The following is an 11,957-nucleotide window of genomic DNA, read 5'->3' as shown; positions in this document are numbered from 1 at the left end:
AAAAAAGAACCAATAGATTAGACTATTTTATAGGCGTATTTGGTATGAATAACGATAATTATATTGTTATTGATTCATGTTTTGAATATAGTCATACAATTCTACTTCTGCATCAAGGTTGAGTTTTTTTCTTAAATTGTATTTCTTAGTTTGTGTGCTGCGAACAGACAGATTTAATATTGTTGCTAGTTCTTTAGTTGAAAATTTCATGAATAACAAAAAACAAAACTTTTTTTCGTTGGGAGATAATTTTGGGGAAAAATTATTGAGGTTTTCCGTCAATATGGGGTAATAATTTTCAAATTGGATTTGAAAAAAAGCTTCATCGTTTTGTGCCGCATGAATTAATTTTTTATAATCCTTTTCTTCCATTATTTTAGATTTAGTTATTTTCTTTTCGATATTTTTATAAGTATATTTTAAATTGATGTTGATTTTTTCATATAAAAAACCCAAACTAAACAAAACGGTAATTATTGCCAATAAGCTAAAAAGCATAAAACCAAAGTCGACATCTATAGTAATTGCATAATATTTAGATAAATAAATTGATGTTAAAAGATTTAAAAAGATAAAAAATATCATGAAAATATAGATATTTTTATCATTTTGAACAGAAAAAAAAATGGGAAGGCTTGTAAAAATGGGAATAAAAAATAAGGAAGTGTTATAAATGTAGCCAAATCGGATAACATTATAGGACACAAAAATGGTTACCAATATAAATGAAGCAACTTTAGCCCATTTTATCAGTACCCATCTTAAAAATATTTGAATAAAAAAGAAAAATGATAGGGTTAAATCGCCAATATACATTGGGTAATTATATGGATTGAGATTAAAACTTACTGCAAAAATAGTAAATAATGAAAGACTTAAGCAGATAAGAAATTTATTGATCAATATTAAATGTGCTTTTTGAATTTCTTTATCTGAAGCTAAAATGTTTTGCTCGAATAATTTAGAAAAGTGAAATGTCATTGTATAGTTTGTTTGTTGAGGTGTGGCAAATGTACTTTATATTATTAGAATAAAGGTGTTTAAATATCTAAATCATTTACATATAAAATACACAATATGTTAAATAGGCATACATATTATATACAACCTCATTTTAATTTCACTACTTTGAAAGCCAATTTTTTACAATTTGTAATATTAAGTTGTTGATAATCAGTAGATAAAATAAAATAGTTTGATGTTGATTTGCCTAGTATATATTGTGCATCTTTTAAGGTATTGTTTTTAATTTATTTTTAAAAAGATTGAATATGTTTTTGTATAAAAAAAATAATACTAGTGATAAAGGTAGAATGAACAAGAATCATATCAATTCTTGATGCAAAAACAAATATAAATATAAATATATAATCAACGGAAGCAATTTTATTAGTTTGAAAGCTAAAAACATCAAAAAGTCGCATTTTTTAAGTCAAAAACAAAGTCAAAAACATATTTATTTTAAAACATATTTCACATGGAGTACACACTACCTACATTTTTTGATTGTACAAGTTTGAATTGTGTTGGTTTTTAATTTTTATAATGTGTTGTTATTTTGTACTTTATATTTATTGTTGAGGTTTTATAATGCACTATGTACTTATAGTGTGTTTGAATAAATTTTAAAAGGACAAGAAGTCTATAATTTTGACCGTGCTGGTACAACCCCATTTTAAATCAATATTGAACAAAAATGGATAGTATAATTTCAGTTTATTGCCATTTATATAAAACTTGTACTTACTTTGAAAACTTTTCTTAAAATAGTATTTCTTTATTTTGTTATTACTCTAATGGGTATCAATGCCTGTATAGGGCAAGAATTGTTGTATAGTGCTAATAAAGAGGTTTGTGGGGTTGTATATGTTGTTAAAAACACTACAATTACTACGAATTTAAAAGCAGTTGCCATTTATTCCAAAAAGCAAAGTCATTAGCATAAAGCATCACGTTTTAAAAGCCAAAACGAAATTAAGCTTAGATAACACTTCAAAGGCTATAAAGAAAAACCTGATCAATAAATTCCTGCTATTTGCAAGTATTCCAGCACGACATGTAATGGTTCAATGGTCTTTTAGAATTGGCACAATACCTAATAATGTTTATAAATCAAGCTTCATAAAAATAAAGCCCACATTTACCCTACTTACCACTATCGTGGTAATGGCATTCATTCTTTCTAGAAAAAAGATAAACTCTATTATGTATTATTTAATATTTTGTAAGTTAAATAGTTTAATAAATTCATTTTTTGCAAGACCTCCGCCTACAGTTATGAATTTTTAAAGTTTGATTAAAAAATATTTTCTTAATAATTAATTACAAAAAAAATGAAAAAAAGATTAATTTGTCTAGCCTTACTAACTGGTAGTGCTACGATGTTTTCACAAGTTGGAATAGGGACAACCGCTCCAAACGATAATGCCATGTTGGACATTCGTTCGACAACAAAAGGAATTTTGATGCCCAGATTAACCACAACAGAACGCAATACATTAGGTACAACATTGCTAGTTACACCAGACGTTTTAGAAAAAGGCATGCAAGTATTTGATACCAACACCAATACAATTTGGTTTTGGAACGGTGCTATTTGGGTAGAATTGAAAGATACCAATATTTATACAAACGATGGCACATTGGCTGGTAACAGAATAGTAACCCAAGGTGCCAATACTTTGGCTTTTACATCAAGTGTGGTTAATGGTTTTAGTGTTGGTGGGGCAACTTTTTCTGTAGATGCTCTTAATTCAAGAGTTGGTATTGGGAGTAGTACACCTTTGGCAAAATTATTTGTAACACAATCTGCGGGAGTAACAACCAATTTAGGTTCTTTTATCATAAATAATTGTGGTCCTGCTTGTGGTCAGAGTACGGCAAGAAACATTGTAATAGGTAATGCTAATGGGACAAATACTGAAAGTGGTTCAATCGATTTTGTATCAAGTACCATTTCAACAGATCCTACAGGTGCTTCTATTATTGGAATAGATAGAGACGGTACTAATCATTATGCGGGTTTATCATTCTTTACAAGAAATGCTACTAACTTTGCATCAAGAATGGTAATCAAAAGTTCTGGTAATGTTGGTATTGACAATACAGCACCAACAGAAAAACTGGACGTTATAGGAAATGTTAGATTTTCTGGTGCTTTAATGCCAAATAATACTGCAGGAACCACAGGTCAAGTACTGACATCGGCTGGAGCGGGAGTAGTACCAACATGGACAACACCTGTAAGTTCTAATATTTATACAGCCGATGGCACATTGGCTGGTAACAGAATAGTAACACAAGGTACCAATACTTTAGCTTTTAATTCTACAGCTACAACAGGAACAAGTCATTTTACAGTAGATGGTACTACTTTAAATATTGATGCTGTAAATAACAGAGTGGGTATAGGAACTGCTACTCCAGGCGTTGAATTAGACGTTGTCGGTTCTGTATTGGCAACCGTTTCGGGTACTACTCGATCGTTAAAATTGGAACATGGTGGAAGTAACTTTATTGTAAGACCTGTTACTTCTGGGGGTAGTTTAACTGCTTTAGAAAATACCTCGGGAAATATTGTAATCAATCCTACATCTGGAAATTTGGGTGTTGCCAATTCAGCACCAACAGAAAAACTGGACGTTACAGGTAATATTCGTTTTTCTGGCGCTTTAATGCCAAATAATACTGCGGGAACTTCAGGTCAGGTATTGACATCGGCTGGTGCGGGAGCTGTACCAACATGGACTACACCAACGGCTTCTACCAATATTTACACCGCCGACGGTACTTTAGCAGGTGGTTTAACAACTGTTTCAGGAGTAACAGGAAATTTTAGAACCCTTACTTTAGGAACTGGGAACGGATTGAGTATTGCAGGAGATAGCACAGCCAGTCTTTTATTAAAAGGGCCAAAGTTGGCCAACTGGGCCGATTTTGTAATCAATGCCAATGCAGATGGGGGAGCAACCGTTGGGACAGAGCATATTATGATGCAAATTCGTGGAAATGAATACATGAGGATTTTAGATGGTGGAAATGTGGGTATCAATAATACTGCTCCCACAGAAAAACTGCACGTTACAGGCAATATCCGTTTTTCTGGCGCTTTAATGCCAAATAATACAGCGGGAACTTCAGGCCAAGTACTAACATCGGCTGGAGCTGGAACAGTGCCTACTTGGAGTAGATCCAATCCTTTTAATATACAAAATACATCAAACACAGCTACTGATAATACTTCAATTGTTTATTTGAATGGAAAAATGGCATTAGGCGATTTTTCTGCTAGCAGCATGCCAGCAACCGAAATTTTAAGAACCCGTTTGGGCGATATACACTTTCAAGGTCAAGATACAAATTTTTCAGATATTTATTCTACTTATGCGAGTAATACTGGTAGTCAATTTAATGCTTTTAATTTCTTGAGAAGTAGAGGAACGCTAGCAGCCCCTACTGCAGCTGTAAACGGAGACTCACTTGGAGCCATAACTTTTAATTCACATACAGGAGCGGGTTTTCAACAAGATGCTACATTTCAAGTGAAAAAGTCTGCCAATGGTGCTGTATTAGAATTTATAAGTCGGGTAAGTAATGCTGGTTTTTTAAGTACATCACCTCTTTTTATGAAATTTAATGACGATAGGTCTATGCAAGTGGGCAATTTAATAGATGGAAGCAATGCTGTTAATTTCCCTCATACGGTAGTGGCAAAACAAGACGGAACCCTTGGTGTTGTTTCTAAAACTTTGGTTTTATCTACTGCTGGTTTAGCTATTAATTCAAGTTTAGATATGCGTACTTTAAATTTAAATACCGTAAAAGATATCTATTTTGTAGATCAATCTGCTAGTATTACTTTGCCAAACGCTGCTAGTGTTTGGGCTGGAAAAGAATTAAAATTTTATATATATGGGGGTGGTGCAAATATCACTTTTACAAATGGTTTAAGTAATGCTATGTCAACTGGTTCTCCATTTCCTACTGGGATGTCTTTTAATGGTACTACATTGTCCATAAGTGGCGAATCAAATCGATTTAATTTTATCACATTTGTTTGTGACGGTGGTGCTTGGTGGCCAGATTTAAGAAACTAATAGCAATTTTTTTTGTAAACTCTTTATTTAAAACAATATGAAATATAAAATCTTTTTTACGAGTCTTGCTGTCATGATGTTATCATGTTCAAAAGACGATGCTACTCCCGCAGTTGTTCCAACAACGCCAGTAGCCCCTGTTGTAGTTACTGAATTTACAAATACTACAATCAAACCAATTTTGGACAAATGTGTTGCCTGTCATGGAGCAGGTGGCGTAGCAGTAAATAAATGGTATTATAACCCTGCCAATTACGAAACCAGTATCAAAGCCAATATTGGCAAAATATATACCCAGACAAGTGTTTTTGGAGCTGGTATGGCTACTGCCAATTATGGCAACCTAACACAAGCCCAAGTTAATGCTATAATTACATGGTATCAAGCAGGTTATCCAGCTAATTAACTGATTTTTTCAATTTCTGAGATAAAAATATTATGCAATATGAATATAAATATGGTATTAATTATCATTATTATACCAATGTCGTTTAGTTTTTCATAATATTGTAATAATCTCACTTCAACCTCGTCAAAGTTTAAAACTTTGACAGGGTTGATATATACAATTAAAGATAAATTAAAAGGCATAAATTTTTTATAAATATATTTAATGCACTTTTATTGTATTCTTTATAATGAAAGCGCAATTTATTTATTCTAAAAATTTCAAATTGTTTCGGAATAAACTATTTATTTAAATTTAAACAATTAATTATGAAAAAAAAACTATCACTTATTTTATTATTTTTATGTATTCTCAATACATTTGCTCAGCCCCAACATTCAAAAAAGGTTGTAGGATATTATGCCCAATGGGCTATATACGGAAGAGATTTTAATGTTTGGAATATAAAGGCAAATAAAATTACGCATTTACATTATGCTTTTTTCGGGACAGATTATAATCCTTCTTTGCCCCAACAGACAAAATTAAAATCGTTAGATACTTATGCTGATTTTGAACACAACGAAGGAAATCATGCTTGGGATGCTCCATATAAAGGAAATTTTGCAGATTTAAAGAAGCTTAAAGAATTATATCCACATCTAAAAATAATAATTTCATTAGGAGGGTGGACAGCCTCTCAAGATTTCCCTGCTATTGCTGCATCTCCAATTGCTAGGACTGCATTAGCAAATAGTATGTCTCAAATGATTACACAATATCCATGGATTGATGGATTTGATATTGATTGGGAATATCCTGTGATTGGAGGAATAGATGGAATAGAACAAGTTGCGGGGACTGTAAGACCTGCTCAACCACATACAATTGACGATAATAAAAATTTAGTATATTTATTAAAAGCAATGAAACAAGCAATGCCTTCAAAATTAATAACAGCGGCTTTAGGTAATAATGTTAATGATGTTGCAAATCAATATATTGGTCCAAATAATAAAGTTCTCTTTGGAATGACTGAAGATTTAACCAGTTATACTGATTATTTAACATTTTTTGGGTATGACTTTGGGGGTAATTGGAATGATAAGACATGTTATAACGCTCCTTTGTATGGTAGTAATAATTTGAATGACCCATTGCATAATACAGTTTCAAGTAAAGTACAATCATTAGAAAATTTAACCAATATATATTTAACCAATATTGGAATTCCCGCTTCAAAGTTAATTATGGGAATACCGTTTTATGGAAAAATATTTGAAGGTGTATCTACAGCAAATCCATCAAATCCAACGCTTCCGGGTTTGTATTTAGCTGCACCAAGAGTATATCCTTTAGGGTGTTCTAATTATTTACAAGGTCCAAAAGGAACTTGGGATACTTACACATGTGAACAAACGGGGGCGATAGAATATTGTGATTTAGGAGGTAATATAGGAAGTGTACCACATCATTTATTAGAAGCAAACGGTGCTCTTAAAACTCAAGCTATAAATTTAGGGTGGGCTAAATATTGGGATAATATTTGTAAAGTACCTTATTTATATAATCAGAATGAGCATAAATTTATATCATTCGAAGATAAACAATCAATTGACGAAAAAGTAAAATTTATATTAGCTAAAGATTTAGCTGGAGGGATGATTTGGGAGTTATCTCAAGATGAAAGAACAACAAGTCCATTGTTAGAGCAGATTAATACTACGTTTGCATCAAATCCTGTAAGTGTAACAATAAAATTTAGTAACATTTCAAACATCCCACTTCAGGGTGTTTCGGTTACATTAACAAAAGTTAGTGATGGTACTACATTATCTTTAGTAAGCGATACGGATGGTCGAGTTGTGTTTTCAAATATTTCCCCCTTTATTGCATATACCATTAATTACACAAAAATGGGCATGTTTTTTTTACCATCAATAATTACAATATTAAATGGAGAATTAATTAATAATAAAACATATGATGTTAAAACAAGTAGTCAAATAAATTCTGTTTCTGGATCTGTTAAAAAGGCTTCAGGGACTTTAATACAAAATAGTACTATTCAAGTTAAAGATGTTAGTGGAAATATTTTAGATACTCAAAATTCGCAAGATGGTAACTTTTTATTTAATTCATTATTAAGTGGTTATGATTATTACTTTACCGCTGTAAAGCCAAATTATACATTTCAACCAACACATATAAATAATTTATCAAGTAATTTATTGAATACTTTAATTATAGGCACACCTCTAGTATATAATATTAATGGAATAGTTAAAAATGGTGCTAATGGTATTTCTGGAGCTACCATTAATATTACATCCAATTTGGGTTATTCAAATAATTTAACTACAGATATATCAGGGAATTATAATATTATGAATCTTGAAGCTGGTTCTAATTATACGCTTACACCAAGTTTTCAAAATTTAGTTTTTTCGCCAGTAAATAAAACATTTGATAATTTAGACGGCAATAAACAACAGGATTTTATAGCAAATAACTTTTTAATATCTGGATATGTAAAAAATGGATCTACACCAATACAAAATGCAATTGTAAAGCTTGTATTGCCATGGACTAGTAATATAGCTCCATATGTTGAATTAGCCGCAACCACTGATGTTACTGGATTTTATAAATTTGAAAATTCATCTCTAATTGGATATACTGTATTTTCGTCTTTAAAACTAAACACTTGGGAAAATAATAATACTAATTATTACCCAACACAATATGGTAGTACTCAAATACCAAGTACACCATCGCAATTTAATTTTAATACACAACAACAGGCAATAAATTTTAGTTTTGTAAATCCTATTAACAATAATGTAATTTCAATTAATAATGGAAGTTCATTCGATATTAATTCAACTGCAACAATGTTAATCAATGACGGTACAACTATTACATCTGTAACATATACAATAGCTGGTCAAAATTATTTATCAAATGTTATAGGGAATAATTATTCAATAAATTACACACCTAATTTAAATTTGTTTGGTACAACTTTTCCAATTATTGCCAATGTAGTAGCCTCAAATGGAATGACTTATAGTCAAACTATAAATGTTACACTTAATTGTCAAGGTGCTAATTGTCCTAATGTTTCGCCTACTATTACTTTAATATCACCAACAAATTCAACAATAAATCAGGCGTCAGGATTTCAACCTATTTTAATTAAAGTTAAAGCCATTGATACTGATGGAACTATAACTTCAGTTAAATTAGCTCTTAATCAAGGAGTAGAAGTTAATATGACATCTATAGGTAATAATGAATATTCATTTACATTTACTCCAACACAATATGGTAACTATTCATTTGTAGTAACAGCTCTTGATAATTCAAATGCTAGTTCAATATTTAATGGAAATATTAATGTAATCAATTCATCTTTTACCCCTTTACCTTCTGGAAAAATAATAATGGGATATGCTCATTCTTGGGATAACAGCAGTGCTCCTTTTTTATATTTTAATCAAATAAAAGATAAAAAATTTAATTTAGTTGTTTATTCTTTTATAGAAACTGTTAATGGAGATGGATACACGCCGCAATTAACTATTGAAACAACAAAATACCTTACAAATGGTGTGTTTGATCCTATTAAATTAAAAAACGATATCAGTATCTTAAAAGAACAAGGAATACCTGTTATTGTTTCGATTGGAGGGCAAAATGGGCATGTAGAGTTAAATACAATAGCTCAAAAACAAACTTTTGTAAATGGTATTAAATCAATTATTGATCAGTATGGTTTTGATGGATTAGACTTGGACTTTGAAGGTGGCTCAATGAATTTTGGAGCGGGTAATTTGTCTAATTTTTCATACGCAAATATTTCTAGTTATCCAAAATTAAAAAATGTTGTTGATGCATTTAAAGAAATAAAACAGTTTTATGGTAATCAATTTATATTAACTTGTGCTCCTGAAACATTTTATGTACAAGTAGGACACTCTACTTATAGTGGAATTGCTGGTGCTTTTCTTCCTGTTTTATATAATTTAAAAGACGAATTGGATCTAATAGCTGTTCAATTGTATAATACTGGGTCTGTAAGTGCATTAAATGGAACTGCATATAGTCAAGGAACACCTGATTTTTTAGTATCTATGACTGATATGTTAGCTACTGGATTTAATGTTGGTAATACTGGTTTTCATTTCCCATCGATACCTGCTTCAAAATTATTAGTAGGAATACCAGCTTGTAATGCAGCTGCACCAGCTGGTGGATATATTAATCCAAATGAAACCATAAAAGCTTTAAATTACATGATTAATGGTACTGATTATACAGGCCGTTCATATACTTTACAGAATGGTACTTTACCAAATTTAAGAGGGGTTATGACTTGGTCTATTAATTGGGATGCAACAAACAATTGTAGTGTTGCTGATGAATTTGGAAATTCATATTGTAATTATTTTAATTTATTGTCATGTCAAACCTTGGATACTGCATTTAACAACCATAATATTGAAAATAATGTAAAATTTTATTTGTCTAATGATAAGTTATACTTAGATTCTTCAAAACATAAAATCGTTAATTTTCAAATTTTTGACATTATGGGAAGATCCGTTAAAATGATTTCTAATCTAAATTTAAATAAAACTAACACGGATGTTACTTTTTCTAAAGGTATTTATATTTTAAAAATTGATTTAGATAACGGTTCTTCACAAAGTGCTAAAATTATTATTAATTAATTATTTTATATAAAATAAATTTACATATAATTATTTAATGTCGTTTAGTTAAACTTAAAACAATAATCATTGGAACAATATCATCATTAAAGTTTTGAATTTTGACAAAGTTGCAAGAAAAATCAATTAAGTCTTAACTAAGCGACATTGTATAATAAATATTTATTTTTTTAATGTAAATAAATATTATGTTTTTAAAATAAAATGTTTATTTATAATTTAAATTTTATTATTTAAAATATGGAATATTTTCAATCTTACAAGTTTAAATATCAACAATTACTAGATTCAAATAATTTTTTAATGAAAAAATCTACTTTGCTTTTTTGTGTGCTCTTTCTAGTGATGAATGTAGCAGCACAGTTTTCTCAAAAACCATTACCTTTTGCATTCCAAGATTTAGAACCTTTTATTGATGCTACTACTATGGAAATTCATTATAGCAAGCATCATGTAGCGTACATTAAAAATTTGAATGCAGCCATAAAAGGTACTGCTGCAGAAAAATTAGACTTAGCAACTTTGTTAAGCCAAATTTCTTTGCAAACCAATATGGTTCGAAACAATGCAGGCGGACATTACAATCATGAATTTTTTTGGTCCATACTTACTCCAAAAAAAGATACAAAACCAAGTAATGAGCTTCTAAAAGCCATTACCGATAAATACAAGTCTATAGATTCGCTCAAATCCAAGTTTAATAAAATTGCCACCACCCGTTTTGGTTCAGGATGGGCTTGGTTGATTGTCAATCAAGAGGGTAAATTGGATATTTCTACCACACCCAATCAAGACAATCCATTGATGGACAACACCCCTCAAAAAGGGCATCCCATTTTGGCTATCGACCTTTGGGAACATGCCTATTATTTGAAATATCAAAACAAAAGAGCTGATTATTTACAGGCTATTTGGAATGTGATAGATTGGTATGAAGTGAGTGAGAAGTATCAAAAAGCAATGGTAAAATACTTACCTGAAGAGTTTAAATATTGATTTTTTAATTTTTATAAAAATAAGCAAAAATGAAAAATATATTTACATACAGCCTACTACTATCTTGTTTTCAAGTTGCATTTTCTCAACTCAAGGGGTTCGAAATCAAACCATTGCCTTATGGAACCAATGCTTTGGAGCCTTTTTTTGACAATCAAACTATGGATTTACATTATTCAAAACATTATACAAGTTATGTAAAAAGTTTAAATACAGCTACTCAAAATACAGGCGTTGAAGTGTTGAAAGAAGAAGACATTTTACGTACTTATTCTAAAGTTAAACAAAATGTAAAAAATAATATTGGAGGTGTATATAACCATGAGTTTTTTTGGTCTATTCTAACACCCAAAAAAGGCAGTACACCTTCGGAACAATTAGAAAATGATATAAAGAAAAATTTTATAAATTTTGATACGTTTAAAATTAAATTTCAAAAGGAATCTGTCGCAAAATTAGGTTCTGGATGGGTTTGGTTGGTATTGAAACCCAACGGAAAATTAGCTATTTGTTCAACTTCTAACAATGACAACCCAATGATGGATAATGCAACAACAAAAGGCATTCCAATATTGACCATAGATTTGTGGGAACATGCTTATTATTTAAAATATCAAAACAAAAAATCAGAATATATTGCTGCCTTTTGGAATTTAGTAGATTGGAACGAAGTTAGCAAAAAATATGAATTAGCCATTAAAAAACAATTAATTAAAAAGTAAAAAAATATCGAGTTACTTA

Annotated in this window: 6 protein-coding genes; 5 read left to right on the top strand and 1 reads right to left on the bottom strand. The window is 30.4% G+C overall.

Annotated elements, in window-relative coordinates:
- Positions 1-66 precede the first annotated feature (66 nt).
- Positions 67-981: a helix-turn-helix transcriptional regulator gene (locus B0A58_RS05600; RefSeq protein ID WP_089080217.1), complete on the bottom strand. Its 915-nt coding sequence runs from the start codon at positions 979-981 to the stop codon at positions 67-69.
- A gap of 1,352 nt (positions 982-2,333) precedes the next feature.
- Between B0A58_RS05600 and B0A58_RS05590 the strand changes: the two genes are divergently transcribed.
- From B0A58_RS05590 to B0A58_RS05565, 5 genes are all read left to right on the top strand, one after another.
- The gene (locus B0A58_RS05590) at positions 2,334-5,096 is read left to right on the top strand and encodes a beta strand repeat-containing protein (protein ID WP_133063075.1); all 2,763 of its coding nucleotides are present in this window, start codon (positions 2,334-2,336) and stop codon (positions 5,094-5,096) included.
- A gap of 37 nt (positions 5,097-5,133) precedes the next feature.
- Positions 5,134-5,502 (top strand): cytochrome c family protein, encoded by a 369-nt coding sequence (locus B0A58_RS05585; protein ID WP_133063074.1) that lies wholly within the window; start codon positions 5,134-5,136, stop codon positions 5,500-5,502.
- A 311-nt stretch (positions 5,503-5,813) separates the two neighbouring features.
- A complete protein-coding gene (locus tag B0A58_RS05575) occupies positions 5,814-10,220 on the top strand; it encodes a glycosyl hydrolase family 18 protein (RefSeq protein WP_089080212.1) in 4,407 nt (1,468 codons plus the stop codon).
- A gap of 303 nt (positions 10,221-10,523) precedes the next feature.
- Positions 10,524-11,216, top strand: a complete 693-nt coding sequence (locus B0A58_RS05570; RefSeq protein WP_089080239.1) for a superoxide dismutase — start codon at positions 10,524-10,526, stop codon at positions 11,214-11,216.
- Between the two features lie 29 nt (positions 11,217-11,245).
- Positions 11,246-11,938, top strand: a complete 693-nt coding sequence (locus tag B0A58_RS05565; protein ID WP_089080211.1) for a superoxide dismutase — start codon at positions 11,246-11,248, stop codon at positions 11,936-11,938.
- The last annotated feature ends 19 nt before the right edge of the window (positions 11,939-11,957 follow it).

Source organism: Flavobacterium branchiophilum NBRC 15030 = ATCC 35035, from assembly GCF_002217205.1.
Lineage (GTDB): Bacteria > Bacteroidota > Bacteroidia > Flavobacteriales > Flavobacteriaceae > Flavobacterium > Flavobacterium branchiophilum.
Note: the sequence above shows the minus strand (reverse complement) of the source record. Positions and strands in the feature narration are given on the sequence as shown.